This window comes from Empedobacter sp. UBA7248 (genome assembly GCF_002472945.1).
GTDB classification, from domain to species: domain Bacteria; phylum Bacteroidota; class Bacteroidia; order Flavobacteriales; family Weeksellaceae; genus Empedobacter; species Empedobacter falsenii_C.
Genome location: NZ_DKSU01000008.1, coordinates 407,714 through 428,872, shown reverse-complemented (window position 1 = coordinate 428,872; position 21,159 = coordinate 407,714). Strand labels below are relative to the sequence as shown.

Sequence of the window (21,159 nt, the reverse complement as noted above, 5' to 3'; positions counted from 1 at the left end):
TACGAACCAATTTAATAAGAAGAATATGAGTGATATGTTAACAGGAGATATTGTGTTCAACTTACCAAAGAGCCGATCTCAAGCTATCAAAGTAATCGGAGTAGGTGGTGGAGGTAGTAATGCCGTAAACTACATGTTTGAACAAGGAATTGCAGGTGTAGAATTTGTAATTTGTAATACGGACTCTCAAGCATTAGCAAATAGTCCAGTACCAACAAGAATTCAATTAGGACAAGCAATAACAGAAGGTTTAGGAGCTGGAGCAAATCCTGAGGTAGGAGAGCAATCTGCTATCGAAAGTATGGATGATGTAAAAGCTGTTTTAGACGAAGGAACTAAAATGGTCTTTATTACTGCCGGAATGGGTGGTGGTACAGGAACCGGAGCAGCGCCAGTAATTGCTGGTATTGCAAAAGAAATGGATATTTTAACAGTAGGGATTGTTACAGCGCCATTCTTTTTCGAAGGAAGAATGAGGTTGGAACAAGCCGAAAAAGGTATCGAAAAATTAAGACAAAACGTAGATTCATTAATTGTGATCAACAATGATAAATTACGTGAATTATACGGAAACTTAGGTTTCAAAAATGGTTTCTCAAAAGCTGATGAGGTTTTAACAACAGCAGCTAAAGGAATTGCAGAAGTTATTACACAACACTATGCAATGAACATCGATTTACGTGATGCGCGTACAGTACTTAAAAATTCTGGTACAGCAATCATGGGATCTGCGCAAGGTTCTGGTGAAAACAAAGCGAAAGATGCAATTTCTTCTGCTTTAGATTCTCCATTGTTAAACAACAACAAAATTACAGGTGCGCGTAATGTATTGTTATTGATTTTGTCTGGTAATAACGAAATTACAATGGATGAAATTGGTATCATCAATGATTACATTCAACAAGAAGCTGGTAATAGTGCAAATATTATCATGGGTATTGGTGAAGACTTAGATTTAGGAGATTCTATCTCTGTAACTGTTGTGGCAACAGGTTTTCCTACAGAAGATCAGGCGTATACAGGAAAAGAGGAACAAAAAATTGTACACACATTAGAGGAAGAGCAACCAATAAATAAAACATTATCAGTTGAGCAACCTTTTGTAAATCGTGTAAAACCAATGACGTTAGACTTTGGTCGTTCTAATGCTTCTCAACAAGCACCACAAACGCCTCAACAAAATCAAACGCCAGAGGCTCCTCAAAATAATTATCGTCAAGCAGATATTAACCAAAGTTTTCAACAACAAACTTATCACAATACGCCAGAAGAATCTTTCGAAGAAAATAATTCTCCAAAGCGTTATGTTTTAGATGATATTGAAGATGAGCCAGTTCAAGAAAGACGTTCTTACGATGATTTCGAACCACGTTTGAAATCTGATTTTAATCGTCCGCAAGAACCAACGAATAATGTAAATAATAATCAAACATATAATTCATATTCTAATCCTGTAGCTTCAGAACAGTCAAATTATCCTCAAAATAATTATACTGGATACCAAGCTCCAAAGAACGAAGGATATGGAAATGTAGAACCAATTCAATCTAATGTAGCTCAATCAGCTGCTCCACAAGCAGAAGAAGTACAAGTTGCTATAGATCCATTTAGTCAGCCAATTGAGCAATCAAATGATCCTGAATTGAATAGTATGATTGAAGAGAGAAGAAATCGTTTGAAACAATTTAATTTTAAATTCAACAATACGATGACGAATTCTCAAGTAGACGAATACGAAGCAATTCCTGCTTACAAACGTCAAGGATTGAATTTATCTGATCGTAATGATAATCAATCTTCTGATTTTTCTGTCGGAACTAATCGTAACAACGAAACACAAATTCGTCCAAACAATTTTCTACACGATAACGTAGATTAATAAACGATCACTCGTAAAAAATATTCTTATTATAGAAAAGGTTCATTGCTTTTGCGATGAGCCTTTTTTTGTCTTAAATTTGTAGTCTAAAAGCAAAACAAATGAATTTAGAAACTCAAATAATGGCACAGTTAAAAGAAGCGATGAAAGCTAAAAATACTGTTGCTTTAGAAGCTTTAAGAGCTGTAAAATCTGAATTATTATTAGCAAAAACATCTGGTGCTAACGGTGAATTATCAGAAGATCAAGAAATTGCTTTATTACAAAAATTAGTAAAACAACGTAAAGAAGCTGCTGAACAGTTCGAAGCAAACGAACGTAAAGAATTAGCTGAAAAAGAATTGGCGCAAGCAGAAGTTATTCAACAATTTTTACCTGCTCAATTATCAGATGAAGAATTAACAGCTGCAATTACAGAAATTGTTGCAGAGGTTGGCGCTACTTCTCCAAAAGATATGGGAAAAGTAATGGGAGCTGCTTCATCTAAATTGGCTGGTAAAGCGGAAGGAAAATTAATTTCGGCTAAAGTAAAAGACATTTTAGCTAGTTTATAATTGATTTTTAAATCTTTAAAAATTAAGAAAAGGTAAAGTTTTATAAACTTTACCTTTTTTATTTCTTTATTTGATAAATTTCTTCAAATTATACAAAATGATTATTTATTGATAATCAATAACATATCCGATTTAAGTAAATAATTGCCAAAAAAATTAGGATTATAAGTTTATTTTAACATTAAATTAACAAATCGCTGTAGGCATCTAAATTCGCAAAGCACAAGAGATTTTAGAATTAAAAATCAATCGATTAGAATAATTCTAAATAAGAAGCTGTTTATACCCTTAAATTTGCAAAGTAAATCAGAAATATCTAAAGGATGACGAAAAGCATTACAGCGTTTATAGCAATGTTAATGATTTTTCCAATAGCAAATGCTGATGGTAAAATTTTTAAGGATTCTGGTAATAATGACACAATTATTATGCCAGCTTCTGAGAAAAGATTTAGTAAAGATATTGATAATGATACCATCAAAAAAGATACATTATCAGTTGAAGATGAAAAGTTGGTTGGAGAACTTATCGAGAATAGCGCTCGAAAAATCTCGACAGGAGTTGTTTCTTGGTATGGAGACAAATTCCACGGACGCAAGACAGCTAGTGGTGAAACGTACGACAAACACGAACTAACGGCTGCCCATAAGTCTTTACCATTTGGTACGAAAGTAAAAGTTACGAATATCAGAAATGGTAAATCTGTGGTTGTAGAAATCAACGACAGAGGTCCATACGCTAAATCTAGAGTTTTAGACTTAAGTCAAGCTGCATTCAGCGAAATTGGTCACACCAACACAGGAGTGATGCAAGTTGAATACGAAATTATCAAAAGCGAAGACTAGAAAGACTAAGATGTTCAGAAAAAATTAAAAGGTTTGAGAATTTATTCTCAAACCTTTTTTTAATGCTCTTAAGTTTTGTGCAAAAATAAAATCCTGATAAATGAATATCAGGATTTATAATTATATGATGTAAGAAAAATCTTAATCTAAAATTTTAAGCACTTTAGTTGTACGTGCTCTTGATGCTTCAACTAATTCAGCTTGTGCTAAATCTTCACCGTAAGAAGGAATCATTTCTTTGATCGCTTCGTTCCAGTTGTTTTTCATCAAGTCTGGGAAACATTGTTTCATCAAGTTCAACATTGCGCTAACAGATGTAGATGCTCCTGGAGATGCTCCTAATAAGGCAGACATTGTTCCATCTTGAGATGTAACGATTTCTGTACCAAATTTCAAAACTCCTTTTCCGTCTTGTTTTTCGATTACTTGAACACGTTGTCCAGCAGTTTGTTCGAACCAATCTTCTAATTTCGCTTCTGGGAAATATTCTTGTAATTCTTCTACTTTTTTTGCTTTAGACAACATCACTTGTTCTACCAAGTATTTAGTTAAATCGATATTGTTTAAACCACAATTCATCAAAAATCCTACGTTTCCTAAGTTTACAGATTTGAATAAATCACAATTAGATCCGTATTTTAAGAATTTTGTTGAGAATGTTGCAAATGGTCCAAATAATAAAGATTGTTTTCCATCAATAACACGTGTATCTAAGTGAGGAACAGACATTGGTGGTGCACCAATTTTCGCTTTTCCGTATACTTTTGCATGATGTTTTTTGATTACTTCTTCGTTTTGACAAATTAACCATTGTCCACCAACTGGGAAACCTCCAAATTTTTTCGATTCTGGAATTCCAGATTTTTGCAACAATAAAATTGCTCCACCACCTGCACCAATAAATACGAAATCAGCATTAAGCGCTTTGTTATTTCCAGATTTTAAATCTTTTACTTTAACTGCCCATTTTCCGTTGCTAAGACGAGTTAAGTCTTTTACTTCGTGTTCAGTTTCTAACGTAATTTCTTTTTTGTCTTGTAAACCTTTGAAAATTTGACGCGTTAATTCACCAAAATTCACATCAGTTCCCAAGTTCATATGCGTTGCCGCAACTTTTTCATTACCTTTTCTACCATCAACAATTAATGGAGCCCATTCTTTGATTTTAGAAACATCATCAGAATATTCCATATCCTTGAATAAAGGATGTTGAGATAATTTTTCGTAACGTTTTTTCAAGAAATTTACATCGTCATCGCCCCAAACAAAAGACATATGTGGAGTAGGACGTAAGAATTTTTCTGGAGAAGAAACGTAATTATTTTCGACTAAGTAAGACCAAAACTCTTTCGAAGTTTCAAATTGTTTTGCAATATTAATTGCTTTATCAATATTAACCACTCCATTTTTGTCCATTGGCGTATAATTCAATTCACAAAAAGCAGAGTGACCAGTACCTGCATTATTGAAAGCATCAGAACTTTCAAATCCAATCTTATCTAATTTTTCGAAAACAGAAATCTTAATAGCCGGATTTATTTTTTTAAGAAGTATGCTTAAAGTAGCACTCATGATACCAGCACCAACTAACACTACCTCTTGAGGTTGTTTTTCCATTTCTCAAAAATATATTTACGTTGCAAAGGTATTAATAAATAGCCTTTTTTGCGAAATAATACGCAGAAAAAACAATGATTTTTTACATAAATTATTGTTTTGAGATAATTTGAATAGATTTTATTTTATAGAAAATTATTGAACTCTAGATTTATTAATTGTCTTTACTTGATAAATAGAGAGAAATTATTAATTTGAATTCATGAAATTTAAATTTTTTCTTCCATCCAACGTCTAAGATTGATGTAATTGGTATTTCTTCGCAACAAATTTTGATTGTCCGAATCTTTCAAGAAATCATCTAATTCTCGAAAAGCTTTCACTTTTTCATGAGGATACAAATCATTCAACTCAATAAAAAATAAACTAATTTTTCGTGTAATAATGTTACTATTTTTCATCTTTTTGCAGAATTGATGCGTTTTGTACGAATACATATCCAATTCTTGATCGTTGCCAGAATCATACAAATTCATCATAATCAAAACTAAGGTGTAAAAATGTAAATCTTCTTGAATTGTAGATTCACTATTGATAATTTTTTGACAATAATCAAAGGAATTATCCCAATCTTTATTCAGAAAATAATACGCAGCAATCTTTAGATAAAGCACCAAAATATGATGATTATCGATTTTATGTTGATGCAATTTTATTTCGCGCAAAATATCTTTAATCAAAAATGGACTAATATTTTCTTTCGGATTAATGAAAAAATAATTCAGTTTACTATTAAATTTATTGATAAACCAAAGGGCTTCCACATTATCATTTTGAGGCAAAATCTCGTAAACAGATTCCAATTTATCAAACCAAAATTTGAATTCTTCTGAATTTTTTTTCAGATATAAAATTTTCAATAAATATGAATTTCCTTTGATAAACCAAACAGGATGACTAAGAATTCGCTCTTTTTTCTCGTAAAATAACTCAACCCATTTTTTAGAAAATTCATAGGCAGAATGAAGGTTTTGCGTTAACATCGACAACCAAACATTTGCTTTATAAAACCATAATTTCTCTTTGAATTTTAATTTCTTAAAATCGATATTTTTTGTTTCCGAATCAAAGAAATTCTGAATTTTTTGAATTTCTTCATCATCTTTTGAATACCCATTTTCGAGCAAAATACTATATAATTTCAGCGATAAATTAGATAATTTACTCGCTTGTAAATTCTGTAAACTTAACTCTTCTGATTGCTCAATCAATTGATCTGCACGACCAGAAATACTTCGCGTAATAAATTGCGATTCGATAATTTTTTCGAGCTCTAAAATATCATAAGCAATAGCTTTTTCGTCAAAATCTAAGGCTTGAGTTTTGGCTTTGTCCAACATTTTTAGACTTTGCTTGTGCAAGCCTTTTTGGTATAAAATTGTAGCAAAATCAAATTGTTCACGTATTTGCATACGCGAATTCTGTTGCGAAGGATTCATCCTCAAGCTAAACAAAATTTGTTTGTACAAATGCGCTTTTAGATTTGATAATTGTTGTTTCGTGGTAATTTTTTTCTTTAAAATTAACGTTTCATCATATTCTTCCAACTTATCCAACGCTTCAAATAATAACAAAAATTTTGCATCTGCATTAATTTGCAAACGATTTACATAAAGCTTGAATTGACGTTTTTCGGAACGATTAAGCGACTTTATTAAACTAAATAGTGCGTCTTTGTTATGATTTGACATTGTAATTAAATTGTATGTAATTGATTGAAAATAAAATAATTGAGTAAAATATTTCGGCTTTAAGAATTGTAAAACCTATTTCAATTTGAAAATTTAAAGTTAGTACAATTTTAATTTTACATCACAATAACAAACAAAACTAATTGCAATGAGTGCTGAGAAGATTCAAATTTTTGATACGACACTGAGAGATGGAGAGCAAGTGCCGGGGTGTAAGTTAAACAAAAAACAGAAGTTAGAAATTGCGGCTCGATTGGACGAATTAGGCGTTGATATTATCGAGGCTGGTTTTCCAATTTCAAGTCCTGGAGATTTCGAAGCCGTAAATGCAATTTCAAAATTAGTGAAAAATGCCACAGTTTGTGGTTTAACTCGCGCAAACAAAAAAGATATAGAATCTGCAGCTAAAGCTTTACAATATGCGGTAAAACCAAGAATCCATACCGGAATTGGAACTTCGGATTCTCATATTATTCACAAATTTAATTCGAATCGTGAAGCTATTATCGAACGTGCAGTTGAAGCGGTTGCTTATGCAAAAACATTTGTAGATGATGTTGAGTTTTATGCTGAAGATGCAGGAAGAACGGATAATGCTTTTCTTGCTCAAGTTTGTGAAGAAGTAATCAAAGCTGGTGCGACGGTTCTTAATATTCCAGATACAACGGGTTATTGTTTACCTTTTGAATACGGAAATAAAATTAAATATTTGAAAGATCATGTTCAAGGGATTGATAATGTTATTATTTCTTGTCATAATCATAATGATTTAGGTTTAGCGACAGCGAATGCAGTTGCAGGAGCAATAAATGGAGCACGCCAAATAGAATGTACGATTAATGGAATTGGTGAGCGCGCTGGTAATACCGCTTTAGAAGAAATTGTGATGATTTTTAGACAACACAAAGAGTTGAATTTCTATACAGATATCAATGCTCAAATGTTAACAGAATTAAGTCAATTAACTTCTGAAACAATGGGAATGATGGTACAACCAAACAAAGCAATTGTAGGATCGAATGCGTTTGCGCACAGTTCTGGAATTCATCAAGATGGTGTGATTAAAAATCGTGAAACATACGAAATTATCAATCCAGCAGATGTTGGTGTTAATGAGTCATCAATTATTTTGACAGCTCGTAGTGGACGTTCAGCGTTAGCTTATCGTCTGAAAGATATCGGTTTTGATACATCTAAAAATGAATTAGATATTTTATATGAACAATTTTTAGAAATCGCAGATTCGAAGAAAGAAGTTGTTCGCGAAGATTTACTTGGACTAATGCATCAGTTTAACCAATCAACACAAAGAAAATTCGCATGAGAACATTATTCGATAAAGTGTGGGATGCTCATGTTGTCAGCCAAGTAGAAAATGGACCACAAGTGATTTATATTGATAAACATTTAATTCACGAAGTGACAAGTCCGCAAGCTTTTGCAGAATTAGAAGGGAGAAATATTCCAATTTTTCGTCCAGATCAAATTGTAGCAACTGCGGATCATAATGTACCAACGATTAATCAAGATCAGCCGGTTCGAGATCCATTATCAAAACAACAATTAGAGCAATTAGCAATTAATTGCGAAAAAAATAATATTACTTTTTATGGCTTAGGTCATCCGTATCAAGGAATTGTTCACATTATTGCGCCAGAATTGGGTGTTACGCAACCGGGAATGAGTATGGTTTGCGGTGATAGTCACACGTCTACGCATGGTGCTTTTGGAGCAATTGCTTTCGGAATTGGAACAAGTCAAGTCGCGCAGGTTTTTGCAAGTCAATGTTTGTTGATGAATAAACCGAAGTCGATGCGAATCAAAGTCAATGGAAAACTGAATCCAAATGTTCAACCAAAAGATGTGATTTTATATATCATTTCTAAAGTTGGAACAAATGCAGGAACAGGTTATTTCTGTGAATATGCTGGAGATGTTTTCGAGAATATGTCGATGGAAGGTCGAATGACAGTTTGTAATATGTCGATTGAAATGGGCGCTCGTGGCGGAATGATTGCACCAGACGAAACGACTTTTGCTTATTTAAAAGATAAACCATTTGCCCCGAAAGGAGAAGAGTGGGAGCAAAAAGTAGCGTATTGGAAAACGTTACCAAGTGATGCTGATGCCATTTTTGATGAGGAAATAGAATTTGATGCGGCGGACATTTATCCAATGATTACGTTTGGGACGAATCCGGGAATGGGAATTTCTGTAAAAGATATCATTCCTTCTAAAGATTCGTTAAGTGATAATGAAAAAGAATCGTTTGAAAAAGCGTTGAAATATATGGGATTCCAAGATAATCAATCAATCATCAATCATCCAATTGATTATGTGTTTATTGGAAGTTGTACCAATGCAAGAATCGAAGATTTGCGTGAAGTAGCAAATTATGTGAAAGGAAAACAGCGCAATGAAAATGTAACTGCGTGGATTGTTCCAGGATCGAAACAAGTAGAAAAGCAAGCGATAGAAGAAGGTTTGGATAAAATTTTTGAAGCTTCTGGATTCAAATTGCGCGAACCAGGTTGTTCGGCTTGTTTGGCGATGAATGACGATAAAGTTCCAGAAGGAAAATATTGTGTTTCGACTTCGAATAGAAATTTTGAAGGCCGTCAAGGTCCAAATTCAAGAACATTATTAGCAAGTCCTTTGATTGCTGCTGCTGCTGCAATTCACGGAAAAATTGTTGATATCAATTAAAATTTACTCAAAATGGATTCAATCAATCAATTAAAATCATCGGCTGTTCCGATTAAAATAGAAAATATAGATACGGATCAAATTATTCCAGCTCGTTTTTTGAAAGCGATTAGTAGAGAAGGTTTTGGAGATAATTTATTCAGAGATTGGCGATTTAATCAAGATAATCAATCAATTGAAAATTTCCCGCTGAATGATTCAAAATATGCTGGAAAAATATTAGTTGCTGGTAAAAATTTTGGTTGTGGAAGTAGCCGAGAACACGCTGCTTGGGCAATCAAAGATTACGGATTTGATGTGGTAATTAGTAGTTATTTTGCAGATATTTTTAAAGGAAATGCATTGAATAACGGAATTTTACCAATCGTTGTTTCAGATGAAATTTTAAATCAAATCTTTGAAATCATCGATCAAAATCCTTCAACAGAATTTGAAGTTAATTTAGAAAATCAAACCTTAAAAATTCAAGATCAAACCATCAACTTTGATGTTGATTCTTATAAAAAAATCTGTTTATTAAATGGATATGATGACATTGATTTTTTAATCAGTCAAAAAGATAAAATAGAAACTTACGAACAAAACCATAAATCTTTACAACATGAAAACGCATAAAATTGCAGTACTTTCTGGCGATGGAATAGGACCAGAAGTCGTTTCGGAAACAATAAAAGTTCTGAAAGTCGTTGAACAAATTTTTAAATATAATTTCGAATTTGAGGAAGCTTTGATTGGTGCAATTGCGATTGACGAAACGGGAAATCCTTTGCCTGATGCGACGTTGCAATTATGTAAAGATGCAGATGCGGTTTTGTTTGGTTCTATTGGAGATCCAAAATATGATAATAATCCGAACGCAAAAGTTCGTCCCGAACAAGGTTTGTTAAAGCTGAGAAAGGAACTTGGTTTATTTGCAAATATCCGTCCAATCAAGGCTTACGAATCTTTGTTGGGGAAAAGTCCATTGAAACGTTCGCACATCGAAGGAACGGATATGGTAATTTTTCGTGAGTTGATTAATGGAATTTATTTCGGAGAAAAATTTACGGCGCAAGATGGTTCGCATGCGTATGATACATGTTCGTACAATAGAAAAGATATTGAACAAATTACACATTTAGCTTTTCAGGAAGCAATGAAACGTCGCAAAAAAGTAACGTTGGTAGACAAGGCAAATGTATTGGACACGTCTCGTTTGTGGAGAAAAGTTGCGATGGATATTAGCCAAGAATATCCAGAAGTTGAGTTAGATTTCTTGTTTGTTGATAACGCAGCGATGCAATTAATTATCAATCCAAAACAATTTGACGTGATTTTGACAGAGAATATGTTTGGTGATATTATTTCGGACGAAGGAAGTGTAATTGGAGGAAGTATAGGTTTGTTGCCTTCGGCTTCTATTGGTACAGAAAATGCATTGTTCGAGCCTATTCATGGTTCGTATCCACAGGCAAAAGGAAAAGGAATTGCAAACCCGATGGCTTCTATTTTGAGTGCCGCAATGATGTTGCGTTATTTGGAATTAGAAGAAGGGGCAAAAGCAATAGAAAATGCGGTGGAAAATGCGATTAATAATTTGATTGTGACTTCAGATTTAGATGAAACGAGTGATTATTCGACGTCTGTTGTAGCAAATTATATTGCGAAGATATTATTGAGCGATCATGATCATCATTCATATTTCAATTTTGAAAATGTATTGATGGGGAAATCGACGATTATATAGTTTTTATTATTTATGACTTAATGAAAAAGCCATTCAGAATTCTGAATGGCTTTTTCTATTGTATATTTTTATGAGTTGATGATTACATCATTCCTGGCATTCCACCTCCCATTGGTGGCATAGCTGGCTCATCTTTTTTAATTTCTGTAACAACCGCTTCAGTAGTAATTAACATACCTGCAACAGAAGCAGCGTTTTCTAATGCAACACGAGCAACTTTAGTTGGATCAATAACTCCAGCCTCGATCATGTTTACATATTCGTCAGTTTTTGCATTGTATCCGAAATCTCCATTTCCTTCTTTTACTTTTGCAACAACTACAGAACCTTCACCACCAGCGTTGTGAACGATTTGGCGTAATGGCTCTTCAACTGCACGCGTTACAATTTTAACACCTGTCGCTTCGTCAGCATTTGTAGTATCAATTGTTAAGTTAGATAAAGCTCTAACAAAAGCAACACCACCACCAGCAACGATACCTTCTTCTACAGCTGCGCGAGTTGCGTGTAAAGCATCATCAACACGGTCTTTGATTTCTTTCATCTCAACTTCAGAAGCAGCACCAACGTATAATACAGCAACACCTCCAGCTAATTTAGCTAAACGCTCTTGTAATTTTTCGCGGTCATAGTCAGAAGTAGTTGTTTCTACTTGCGCTTTAATTTGGTTAACACGAGATTTGATTTGTTCTGCATCACCAGCTCCGTTAACAATAGTTGTATTGTCTTTGTCGATAACTATTCTTTCTGCAGTACCTAACATTTCTAAAGTAGCCGTTTCTAATGTAATTCCTTGCTCTTCAGAAATAACAGTTCCTCCTGTTAAGATAGCGATATCTTGTAACATTGCTTTTCTGCGATCTCCGAATCCTGGAGCTTTAACAGCAGCAATTTTTAAAGAACCTCTTAAACGGTTAACCACTAAAGTAGCTAAAGCTTGACCTTCAACTTCTTCAGAAATGATTAAGAATGGACGACCTGATTGAGCAACTGGCTCTAATAAAGGTAAGATTTCTTGTAAGTTAGATATTTTTTTCTCACATAATAAGATGTAAGGATTCTCTAATTCAGCAATCATTTTATCTGCATTTGTAACGAAGTAAGGAGATTGATATCCACGATCGAATTGCATCCCTTCTACAACGTCAACATAAGTTTCTGTTCCTTTCGCTTCTTCAACAGTGATAACCCCTTCTTTTCCAACTTTAGAAAAAGCTTCTGCGATTAATGATCCAATTGTATCATCATTATTTGCAGAGATAGAAGCAACTTGTTTGATTTTTTCTGATGAATCACCAACTTCTTGAGATTGCTCTCTTAAGTTAGCAACGATTCCAGCAACAGCTTTATCAATACCACGTTTTAAGTCCATAGGGTTTGCACCTGCAGCAACGTTTTTCAAACCTTCGCGAACGATAGCTTGAGCTAAAACTGTAGCAGTTGTAGTACCATCACCAGCAACGTCATTTGTTTTAGAAGCAACTTCTTTCACCATTTGCGCACCTAAGTTTTCGATTGGATCTTCCAATTCGATTTCTTTTGCTACAGAAACTCCGTCTTTAGTTACATGTGGAGCACCGAAAGATTTTTCTAAAACTACGTTACGACCTTTTGGTCCTAATGTTACTTTAACTGCATTTGCTAATGCATCAACACCTCTTTTTAAAGCGTCTCTTGATTCAATATCGAATTTAATATCTTTTGCCATTTTGTTTATGTTTTGTTGTCTTAAGCCTTAAGCCTTAAGTCGAATATGATTAAAAATTAAAAAATAAGTTACTTTGTACCTAATACATTTTACTTATTACAACTAAATTTAGATGATTGCCAAAATATCAGCTTCACGCATGATTAAGTAATCTTTACCTTCTAATTTTAACTCAGTTCCTGAATATTTACCGTAAAGAACTTTATCACCAACTGTAACAGTCATTGGTTCATCTTTTTTACCATTACCAACTGCAACAACAATTCCTTCTTGTGGTTTCTCTTTTGCTGAATCTGGGATAATAATTCCTGAAGCTGTTTTAGTTTCTGCTGGAGCAGGCTCAATAACCACTCTATCTGCTAATGGTTTAATGTTTAATTGTGACATATTTGTATTTTTTATTTTTTCTAAATTGATGATTTTTAATCAACGAAAAACGTGCCAATAGCCAATTTCTGCCATTATGGATTAGTTAATTGTAATGAGAAAAAATAAAAATGCCAAGCTGTCAGACAACTTGGCATTTAAAGTAATTTTTATGAATAATTATTTTTTGATAATCACTTTTTTCGTGAATTGTTCGTTGCCAGCTTCAATCGAAACAATGTAAACTCCATTTGATAAACTAGATAAATTAACTTGTTGAGATTTCGAAGAATTCAATTTGTTTGAGTAAACTGTTCTTCCTGCTAAATCTGTCACCGTAATTTTACCTGTTGTAAATGATTTTGTAAAATCTAGATTGATTATTCCATTTGAAGGATTTGGAGAAATTGTCGCTAAATCTTTTCCTTTTATATCATTTGTAGTTAAAGAACTTTCTATAGAAAAATCAGTAGAGTTAACAGCTAAGAAAACGTTATCAATTGCTTTAATCATAATTCTCGCTTTATTGGTAATTCCTAAGCCTGCAGGAACTGTGAATGTATAAGAACCGTTGTTCGGAACTGATTCAGCTAAAACATAATCAAATGTTTTTCCACCATCAACTGATAACAAAATTTTTACATTTTGTGTGTCAATACCGTTTGCATCAGTTCCTGCAACATCCCAAGTAATTGTAGCAGTGTTATTTTGTTTCCAATTTTCTGCGATTGATTGCGAAGTAACTTTGAATGGACCGAAATTTAGAAAGTTTAATTGAACATTTTGTCGAGCGGTTAATCCAACTTCAGAATTATTATCACGAACTGTAACAGAGAAATTCATTGTACGAGGAACAGAAGGGATGACTTCCCAGTTGTTTTTATCGTAATTTGAAACGTTTGACAGATATGGATTTGTTTGAAATACTAATTCATTTGAAATAATTTTTTCTAAACGAGGAAAATAACGAATTCCAACTTTTTGTGGAGAGAATGATCTGAAATTTGGACCTTGAGAATTAGACGAAATAGGAGGAAGTGATTTAATAGAAGTTTCAGAAACTTCAGGATTCATTTGTTCCCAAGAATATGTTAATTGATCATTATTTGAGTCAGAAGCTAGGGTTTCCAAAGCAAATGCAGTTGAAATTGGAATTTTATATTCGGTTTTCAAAGTAGAAGTTATTGTGGGAGCTGTATTTGCTGTAGTAACGAATTGTCCACAATTCACAGAATTTATCACTCTTGCCATTTCTTCTAAACTTTTTGTATGGAAATATGCATTACTTTGATTTTGTACATTTGGAGAACAGATACCAGTGTAAGCCATAATTGTAGAACCACTACCAGGCTCAACAGAACTGCTAAGTGTACGATTACAATTGTTGTTTTGTGTATGATAGGCACCCAATTGATGACCAATCTCGTGTGCTGTGTAATCAATATCAAAAGCATCTCCAATAGGGACTATTGTACCAGTTACTCCTCCTGCTTTTACTCTATTGTTACAAACTGCTGGTGTATTGGCCAATCCATTTGAATCATTATCATTATTCACTTGAAAAAATAAATGACCAATATCGTAGTTAGCAACTCCAATAACATTATTTGTAACAGTAATATTTTCGTCAAGATTGTATCTTGCTGCAGAATCAGAATTAATATTAGGGTCTTGGAAAGAATCAGAATCAATAAAAAATAATTGATCAGTATTTGGAATTAATTCTAAAAAAACACCAACATCATTTTTTAAAACGCCATTAATTCGTGTGAGTGATAAATTGACTGCAGCTAATATTGCAGCTTTCTTTTGAGTTTCTGTACCAGATGATAAATTAGCTTGTTTGATTACAAAATCTGAATATTCAGTCGTTGTTGTAATGGCTAATCTAAATTTTCTTAAACTTCCATTTTGAGTTGCTGTTCGAGAGGATTGTTTAATAGTTTCAAAATTTAAATTATCTATCCCAAGAGCACTTTCGGAAGGTTCTGTAGTACATTTGAAAGAATTTGTATTAACTAAATCTTTTTTATCATATACAATATATGACGCTTTATTTTTAGTATAAGCGTCTATTAATACTGTTTTATTACCGTTTGAAACTAAACCATACAAACCGAATTGAGGAGATAAACTAAAATTTATTTTCTCCGACAAATCATTTGTATTGTACCCAGAAAAAGATTTTATATCTGGGTATTTAGTTTGTAATTCAGGGGATAAATTTGAAGTTTCTACAATACGATATGTATTAAACTTTCCATTTTCAGTTGGAAAGTTTAATAAAAAACTTTGTTGATTCGTATTGTTTAAATAGTTGACCAAATTATCATAAGCTAAATCTAATTTAACAGATTTAGTTGGTATATGTGCTCTTGTATTTAATTGCTCTTTAGAAATACTTCCTTTCGCATTGTTAGTTTTCCAAAAGTTTTGTTGAGCAAATAAGTTTGTGCTAAATGCAAGACAAATAAGTAAATATTTAGATATAGATTTTTCCATTTTTATTTAGTTTTTACTAAAATTTTCTTCACTGATTTAGGTACAATCATCATCAATAAATTTGAAGAGTCTTGTGTTTGATTAATTCCTTTTATAGGTGTTAAATGTAAATTATAAATCTTTTCATTACCAGTAATAGAATCAATATTATATGAATTAATATGTTTGTGAGGAATCAAAATTATTTGATTTTTTTCATAATCGATAACGAAACGAGGTAATGATTTCTTGTAATCTTTTGGTAATGTAGCATACATATTGTTTAATTCAGTTTCATTTTTGAAGAAATGTGTTCCTGATAATTCATATTGCGCAGAAAAAGTTGTGAGTAATTGATAATTTTCTTTTGGAATTTTCTGATACAATTTTTGACCAACACAGCTTATAAAAGTAAGTAGGATGATTATTAATGAAACGAATGTTTTCATAATTTAGGTTTTGATAAATTTAAAGATTATATTAATCAATCAACAAAAAAAGCCTCACAAATTGTGAGGCTTGTATATTTTTTTATCAAAATTACTTCGCTGGTTGAGCTGGTAATTGATTTTGACTTGCTCCGTTTGCAGCAGGTTGCGTTGGTAAATTATTAGCCGGTGCCGTAACATTTGGCTTAATTGGTTTTATCGCATTTGGATTTTCATGCGAAGCACTTGCTCCAATAATCAATACGATTACAGCGATAAATAATCCCCAAGTTGTGTTGTCTAAGAATTTATTTGTTCTTTGAACTCCAAACATTTGGCTTCCTCCGCCACCTCCGAAAGTAGAAGATAATCCTCCTCCTTTAGGGTTTTGAGATAATACGATTAGTACTAATAATACACATAAAATCATGATAATAATCATGAAAAACTGAAATAGTCCCATTTTATTATTTAGAGTTTTTTAAATTTTCAATTTCTTTAATTCGATTTGCAAATAAACTATTTTTTTCTGGATATTTCAAAATTAATATCTTATAAGCTTTAATTGCCTTATCATATTTTTTTTGCTCAATATAAATTTGAGCTAAAGTTTCGGTCATCAAATCCGAATATTCTTCCGTATTCTGAACGAAATTTGATGGTGTGCTGACTGGTGTAATATCCGTTTTTTTCATCGGAACGATTTTCGGATTTTTTTCCAAAAAGTCATCAATCAACTTATATTTTATTTCTCTTTCTGCAATTTCTTGCTCTTCTTCAATCTCTTGTTGTGTTTTTGATTGAGAAGGAACTTTTTTCAACCAATCTGAAAAAGAAAACGTCGATTCATCCGAATTATTTTCAATGATCTCTACTTTTTCTTCAACCATTTCAGGTTCAGATTTTTCAATTACTTCCGCATTTTCAGACAATCCTTCTACAATTTCTTCTTGCTGATTATCTTCTATTGTTTCAATTACTTGCTGAGGTTCAGATTCAATAATTTCAATTCCAGAAGTTTGTTGAACAGCATTTTCGATATCATTCTCAGAAGTTAAATTTTCTTCTTTCGAATGATTTTCTACCACAACTTTATTTGTGATTTCAGCAACTTCGTTCAATTCTTCATCCGAAATAATGTCAACCACATGATCTGTTCTCAATTCCGATTCTTCTGTATTATTTTCGATCATTTCGTCCACAATATCTTCATTAATTTCATCAGAATTTATGTCAGAAACAACCTCAATTTCTTGATTAGATTCTTTTTCCTTTTCTTCAATGATTTCATCAACAACTTCAACTGTTTCGTTATTGTTTTCGATGATTTCAGAAGTAGAATTTTCTAAAATTGGTTCAGAAATAATTTCGTTTTCAACTAATTCTTCTACTTTTTCTTCTTCCATTTCAGGAGAAATAGTTTCATTTTCTACTTTAACTTCTTTCTGAATTGGTTCCGAATTGATGTAATGATACAAATCGACACGATTGCTGCTGTGAATTGACGTTTTGTTCAAATAATCCTCAAAAGAAGGATGATTTTCCTTTTTCAAACCATAAAGTAACAAAGCACGCAATGTGTAGAAATACGGATATTTTTCTACTTCTTTTTTAAGAAGTGGAATGTCCGATTTCTCGACTTCGTACGGATGTGCTACTAAATATTCAATTCTGGTCATTGCTCAAATATAAGGTTATTTTTTTACCAATCCATCGCAATAGACGCAAAAACTTGGTCGCGAATATCATCAATAATTAATGGAACAATTGACGATTCTACAGCGCTTAACATCGCATTTCCGTCATATAATTGGAAAGCAGAAAATGTTCTGTCATAACTTTTTGATTCGTCTTTATTGTTGATATATCGAACTTTTACATAAATTGTCAAACGGTTTTTTGCTGCAATATCATTCGATTGAATTGCTTCAGGAACAACATCGTATCCCGTAATTTCACCTTCGATAATTAAGTCAGAATTTTCGTTCGAATTTAATTTCAATTTCGTTCTACTTCTAAAAATATCTTGAATTGCAATGGTTAAATCTTGACTTAAAGTAGGATTTTGTTGAGGTGCATAATTCGGGAAAGTTGCCACATAAATTGTGTTCCAATCTGGTTGAATTGCAGCTCCCGAAAGTGAATATTTTATACATCCTGTTAAACTAAAAATAGCAAAAATACTAAGGACGAATAGTTTTATTTTGTTCATATTACAAATGATATTGTTTGATTTTTCGGTACAATGTTCGCTCAGAAATTCCCAATTCGTCAGCCGCCATTTTACGTTTTCCTTTATGTTTTTCTAATGCCAATTTTATCATTTCCTTTTCGTTATCTTGCAACGAAAGTGACTCTGGTTCTTCGATTGGACTTACGTCGTATACATCGTTCGAATAATCGTATTGCGGTTGTTGATAACTTGGTGTGATTGGAGCAGATTTCGTTGGAACCAAATTATATTGACTTGGTACAAAATCTTCTTCTGGTTCGTTTTGATCTTGATAAACGCGTTGAATCAATTCTTGCGTATTGCCATTAAAATCTTCAACATCTTTGTGTTTGATCAAATCTAATGTTAAAGCACGCAAATCGTTCAAATCTTTTTTCATGTCCAATAAAACTTTGAACAATAATTCACGTTCCATAAAATCAGAAGAACTTCCATCTTTCGATTTATTTGTAACCGTTAACATTGTTGAATTATTAGGTAATAATTCCATGATTTTTTCTAAGGAAATCACACGGTCTTTTTCAACAACAGAAACTTGTTCAGCAAAATTTCTCAATTGACGCACATTTCCTGGCCAAGGATAATTTGCAATATAGTTTTGCGCTTCTGGAGAAAGCTCAATATGAGGCATTCTGTATTTATTCGCAAAATCTGAAGCAAATTTTCGGAACAATAAATTGATATCTTCTTTACGCTCGCGCAAAGCTGGAATATCAATTTGAACTGTATTTAATCGATAATATAAATCTTCACGAAATTTACCTTTTTCAACAGCTTCTAATAATTTTACATTCGTTGCTGCAACAACACGAACATTTGTTTTTTGAAGCTCCGAAGAACCAACTTTCATAAATTCACCCGACTCCAAAATGCGTAATAAACGCACTTGTGTTGCTAAAGGTAATTCACCAACTTCATCTAAGAAAATTGTTCCGCCATCCGCTACTTCAAAATAACCTTTACGTGTTTGTGTTGCACCTGTAAAAGCACCCTTTTCGTGTCCAAATAATTCAGAATCTATTGTTCCTTCTGGAATCGCACCACAGTTCACCGCAATATAATTATTGTGTTTGCGTGCTGATTGATTGTGAATAATTTTCGGAATAAATTCTTTACCAACACCACTTTCTCCGATAACAAGAACAGAAATGTCGGTAGGTGCAACCTGAATCGCCTTTTCTAAAGCGCGATTCAAGGCTACATTATTTCCAATGATTCCAAAACGTTGTTTGATAGTTTGTAAAGAATCCATTTTTTAATTTTTTAGGTTTTCGAAATTGAAATTTTCAATCTCATCAGTTTTTTGATTTGAAAAATGATACTGAAATAAGTTCAGTATAACAAGTTGAAAAAATTAATCTTCAATCATTTCACCAATCAAAGTAGCCGTTGTACAGCTATTTGCTTTTACGTTTACAAAATCACCAACTTTAGTTCCTTCCACTTTAGGGAAAACTAAAACCGCATTTTGTGTGTTACGTCCATACCAGAAATTTTCGTCACGTTTAGAGTTACCTTCAATCAAAACTTCATGAGTTTTTCCAACATAACTATTCATACGCTCAGCAGAATGTTTTTGTTGCATTTCGATGATTTCTTGTAAACGACGTTTTTTATCTTCTGGTAAAACATCATCAGGCATTTTTTTGTGCGCTGGTGTTCCAGGACGCTCAGAATAAGCAAACATATAACCGAAATCATATTTCACATATTCCATTAACGATAATGTATCTTGATGTTCTTCTTCTGTTTCTCCACAAAAACCTGCAATCATATCGTGCGATAAAGCACAATCTGGAACGATACGACGAATTTTATCAATTAATTCGAAATATTCTTCACGAGTATGTTGACGATTCATACGCTCTAAAACAGTCGTAGAACCCGATTGAACAGGTAAGTGAATGTATTTACAAATGTTTTTGTGTTTCGCCATCATTTGCAATACACCTTCTTCCATATCTTGTGGATTTGAAGTTGAAAAACGTAAACGAATATTAGGAAACTGCGTAGCAACCATGTCTAATAATTGCGCAAAATCTACAGCAGTTGCTTTCTGAATATCAGTTGCATTTTTGAAATCCTTTTTTGGTCCTCCACCATACCATAAATATGAATCGACATTTTGACCTAAAAGTGTAATTTCTTTGTAACCAGACTCTGCTAATTCTTTACATTCATTCAAAATTGAGTGTGGATCACGAGAACGCTCACGACCACGTGTAAAAGGTACAACACAGAATGTACACATGTTATCGCAACCACGAGTAATCGTAACGAAAGCTGTAACGCCATTTCCACCTAAACGAACAGGAGAAATTTCGGCATACGTTTCTTCTTTTGATAATTGTACATTTACCGCATCACGACCATCTTCTACATCGTTGATTAAGTTTGGTAAATCGCGGTAAGCATCTGGTCCAACAACGATATCAACTAAATGTTCTTCTTCTAAGAATTTATGTTTTAAACGTTCCGCCATACAACCCAAAACACCAATTTTAAGACTTGGATTTTGTTTTTTGATTGCGTTTAATGTTCCTAAACGTTTACGAACTGTTTGTTCCGCTTTTTCACGAATTGAACAAGTATTTAAAAGAATTAAATCTGCTTCATCAACTTTTTGAGTGGTTTGGTAACCTTCGTTATTTAGAATAGATGCAACAATTTCACTATCCGAGAAATTCATTTGACATCCGTAACTTTCTAAGAATAATTTCTTTGTTGCATTACGAGTAGGAGCAGTCATCAAAGCTTCTCCTTGTCTTGCTTCATCTATATGTTTTTCTTCTGTATGCATTCTAAAATGGATATTTTATCGTGCAAAAATAATAAATCTATGTGACATATTGGCAGTAAAATTTTCTTTTGCATTTTATTAACATTTTGTAGATTTGAGGAAATCTAAATGAAAAAACACTTAAA

Annotated in this window: 18 protein-coding genes; 7 read left to right on the top strand and 11 right to left on the bottom strand. The window is 32.8% G+C overall.

Going from position 1 to position 21,159, the window contains the following annotated elements:
- Positions 1-34 precede the first annotated feature (34 nt).
- From ftsZ to B4A23_RS09030, 3 genes are all read left to right on the top strand, one after another.
- On the top strand, positions 35-1,879 hold the full coding sequence (gene ftsZ, locus B4A23_RS09040; RefSeq protein ID WP_286485062.1) for a cell division protein FtsZ: 1,845 nt from the start codon (positions 35-37) through the stop codon (positions 1,877-1,879).
- A gap of 101 nt (positions 1,880-1,980) precedes the next feature.
- The gene (locus B4A23_RS09035) at positions 1,981-2,433 is read left to right on the top strand and encodes a GatB/YqeY domain-containing protein (RefSeq protein ID WP_286500138.1); all 453 of its coding nucleotides are present in this window, start codon (positions 1,981-1,983) and stop codon (positions 2,431-2,433) included.
- A 323-nt stretch (positions 2,434-2,756) separates the two neighbouring features.
- Positions 2,757-3,278, top strand: coding sequence for a septal ring lytic transglycosylase RlpA family protein (locus tag B4A23_RS09030; protein WP_180905147.1), 522 nt, complete (start codon positions 2,757-2,759; stop codon positions 3,276-3,278).
- Between the two features lie 141 nt (positions 3,279-3,419).
- On the opposite strand, the gene mqo is transcribed toward B4A23_RS09030, so the two are convergent.
- The gene (gene mqo, locus B4A23_RS09025; RefSeq protein WP_286484939.1) at positions 3,420-4,895 is read right to left on the bottom strand and encodes a malate dehydrogenase (quinone); all 1,476 of its coding nucleotides are present in this window, start codon (positions 4,893-4,895) and stop codon (positions 3,420-3,422) included.
- Positions 4,896-5,104: 209 nt separating this feature from the next.
- On the bottom strand, positions 5,105-6,586 hold the full coding sequence (locus tag B4A23_RS09020) for a hypothetical protein (RefSeq protein WP_291119172.1): 1,482 nt from the start codon (positions 6,584-6,586) through the stop codon (positions 5,105-5,107).
- Positions 6,587-6,734: 148 nt separating this feature from the next.
- Between B4A23_RS09020 and B4A23_RS09015 the strand changes: the two genes are divergently transcribed.
- From B4A23_RS09015 to leuB, 4 genes are read left to right on the top strand one after another with little or no spacing between them, the layout of a single operon-like run.
- Positions 6,735-7,910, top strand: a complete 1,176-nt coding sequence (locus tag B4A23_RS09015) for a 2-isopropylmalate synthase (protein ID WP_286477560.1) — start codon at positions 6,735-6,737, stop codon at positions 7,908-7,910.
- On the top strand, positions 7,907-9,292 hold the full coding sequence (leuC, locus tag B4A23_RS09010; RefSeq protein ID WP_291119168.1) for a 3-isopropylmalate dehydratase large subunit: 1,386 nt from the start codon (positions 7,907-7,909) through the stop codon (positions 9,290-9,292). Before B4A23_RS09015 ends, leuC begins: the two co-directional genes overlap by 4 nt.
- 12 nt (positions 9,293-9,304) lie before the next feature.
- Positions 9,305-9,907 carry a 3-isopropylmalate dehydratase small subunit gene (gene leuD, locus B4A23_RS09005; RefSeq protein WP_180905142.1) on the top strand — a complete coding sequence of 201 codons (603 nt, stop codon included), beginning with the start codon at positions 9,305-9,307 and terminating at the stop codon, positions 9,905-9,907.
- Positions 9,894-11,018, top strand: a complete 1,125-nt coding sequence (leuB, locus tag B4A23_RS09000) for a 3-isopropylmalate dehydrogenase (protein ID WP_291119165.1) — start codon at positions 9,894-9,896, stop codon at positions 11,016-11,018. Before leuD ends, leuB begins: the two co-directional genes overlap by 14 nt.
- 82 nt (positions 11,019-11,100) lie before the next feature.
- Here leuB and groL read toward each other — a convergent pair whose 3' ends face one another.
- The 9 genes from groL to miaB form a co-directional block, all read right to left on the bottom strand.
- A complete protein-coding gene (gene groL, locus B4A23_RS08995) occupies positions 11,101-12,726 on the bottom strand; it encodes a chaperonin GroEL (protein WP_291119162.1) in 1,626 nt (541 codons plus the stop codon).
- A 108-nt stretch (positions 12,727-12,834) separates the two neighbouring features.
- The gene (locus B4A23_RS08990) at positions 12,835-13,113 is read right to left on the bottom strand and encodes a co-chaperone GroES (RefSeq protein ID WP_180906864.1); all 279 of its coding nucleotides are present in this window, start codon (positions 13,111-13,113) and stop codon (positions 12,835-12,837) included.
- A 159-nt stretch (positions 13,114-13,272) separates the two neighbouring features.
- Entirely contained in the window at positions 13,273-15,594 is a 2,322-nt protein-coding gene (locus B4A23_RS08985; protein ID WP_291119160.1) for a zinc-dependent metalloprotease, read from the bottom strand.
- A gap of 2 nt (positions 15,595-15,596) precedes the next feature.
- Positions 15,597-16,022 carry a hypothetical protein gene (locus B4A23_RS08980; RefSeq protein ID WP_291119158.1) on the bottom strand — a complete coding sequence of 142 codons (426 nt, stop codon included), beginning with the start codon at positions 16,020-16,022 and terminating at the stop codon, positions 15,597-15,599.
- A 91-nt stretch (positions 16,023-16,113) separates the two neighbouring features.
- Positions 16,114-16,464 (bottom strand): preprotein translocase subunit SecG, encoded by a 351-nt coding sequence (gene secG / locus B4A23_RS08975; RefSeq protein WP_038332909.1) that lies wholly within the window; start codon positions 16,462-16,464, stop codon positions 16,114-16,116.
- Between the two features lie 4 nt (positions 16,465-16,468).
- A complete protein-coding gene (locus B4A23_RS08970; protein ID WP_291119155.1) occupies positions 16,469-17,680 on the bottom strand; it encodes a tetratricopeptide repeat protein in 1,212 nt (403 codons plus the stop codon).
- A 23-nt stretch (positions 17,681-17,703) separates the two neighbouring features.
- Positions 17,704-18,213, bottom strand: coding sequence for an LptE family protein (locus B4A23_RS08965; protein WP_125349625.1), 510 nt, complete (start codon positions 18,211-18,213; stop codon positions 17,704-17,706).
- Between the two features lies 1 nt (position 18,214).
- Complete coding sequence (locus tag B4A23_RS08960; RefSeq protein WP_286484927.1) at positions 18,215-19,486, bottom strand: sigma-54 interaction domain-containing protein; 1,272 nt, start codon at positions 19,484-19,486, stop codon at positions 18,215-18,217.
- A 102-nt stretch (positions 19,487-19,588) separates the two neighbouring features.
- Entirely contained in the window at positions 19,589-21,034 is a 1,446-nt protein-coding gene (gene miaB / locus B4A23_RS08955; protein WP_038332917.1) for a tRNA (N6-isopentenyl adenosine(37)-C2)-methylthiotransferase MiaB, read from the bottom strand.
- Positions 21,035-21,159 lie beyond the last annotated feature (125 nt).

What these genes read in the sequence shown, in the direction of transcription:
- ftsZ (WP_286485062.1), top strand. Translation starts at nt 35, where the DNA reads ATGTTAACAGGAGATATTGTGTTCAACTTACCAAAGAGCCGATCTCAA.
- B4A23_RS09035 (WP_286500138.1), top strand. Translation starts at nt 1,981, where the DNA reads ATGAATTTAGAAACTCAAATAATGGCACAGTTAAAAGAAGCGATGAAA.
- B4A23_RS09030 (WP_180905147.1), top strand. Translation starts at nt 2,757, where the DNA reads ATGACGAAAAGCATTACAGCGTTTATAGCAATGTTAATGATTTTTCCA.
- mqo (WP_286484939.1), bottom strand. Translation starts at nt 4,895, where the DNA reads ATGGAAAAACAACCTCAAGAGGTAGTGTTAGTTGGTGCTGGTATCATG.
- B4A23_RS09020 (WP_291119172.1), bottom strand. Translation starts at nt 6,586, where the DNA reads ATGTCAAATCATAACAAAGACGCACTATTTAGTTTAATAAAGTCGCTT.
- B4A23_RS09015 (WP_286477560.1), top strand. Translation starts at nt 6,735, where the DNA reads ATGAGTGCTGAGAAGATTCAAATTTTTGATACGACACTGAGAGATGGA.
- leuC (WP_291119168.1), top strand. Translation starts at nt 7,907, where the DNA reads ATGAGAACATTATTCGATAAAGTGTGGGATGCTCATGTTGTCAGCCAA.
- leuD (WP_180905142.1), top strand. Translation starts at nt 9,305, where the DNA reads ATGGATTCAATCAATCAATTAAAATCATCGGCTGTTCCGATTAAAATA.
- leuB (WP_291119165.1), top strand. Translation starts at nt 9,894, where the DNA reads ATGAAAACGCATAAAATTGCAGTACTTTCTGGCGATGGAATAGGACCA.
- groL (WP_291119162.1), bottom strand. Translation starts at nt 12,726, where the DNA reads ATGGCAAAAGATATTAAATTCGATATTGAATCAAGAGACGCTTTAAAA.
- B4A23_RS08990 (WP_180906864.1), bottom strand. Translation starts at nt 13,113, where the DNA reads ATGTCACAATTAAACATTAAACCATTAGCAGATAGAGTGGTTATTGAG.
- B4A23_RS08985 (WP_291119160.1), bottom strand. Translation starts at nt 15,594, where the DNA reads ATGGAAAAATCTATATCTAAATATTTACTTATTTGTCTTGCATTTAGC.
- B4A23_RS08980 (WP_291119158.1), bottom strand. Translation starts at nt 16,022, where the DNA reads ATGAAAACATTCGTTTCATTAATAATCATCCTACTTACTTTTATAAGC.
- secG (WP_038332909.1), bottom strand. Translation starts at nt 16,464, where the DNA reads ATGGGACTATTTCAGTTTTTCATGATTATTATCATGATTTTATGTGTA.
- B4A23_RS08970 (WP_291119155.1), bottom strand. Translation starts at nt 17,680, where the DNA reads ATGACCAGAATTGAATATTTAGTAGCACATCCGTACGAAGTCGAGAAA.
- B4A23_RS08965 (WP_125349625.1), bottom strand. Translation starts at nt 18,213, where the DNA reads ATGAACAAAATAAAACTATTCGTCCTTAGTATTTTTGCTATTTTTAGT.
- B4A23_RS08960 (WP_286484927.1), bottom strand. Translation starts at nt 19,486, where the DNA reads ATGGATTCTTTACAAACTATCAAACAACGTTTTGGAATCATTGGAAAT.
- miaB (WP_038332917.1), bottom strand. Translation starts at nt 21,034, where the DNA reads ATGCATACAGAAGAAAAACATATAGATGAAGCAAGACAAGGAGAAGCT.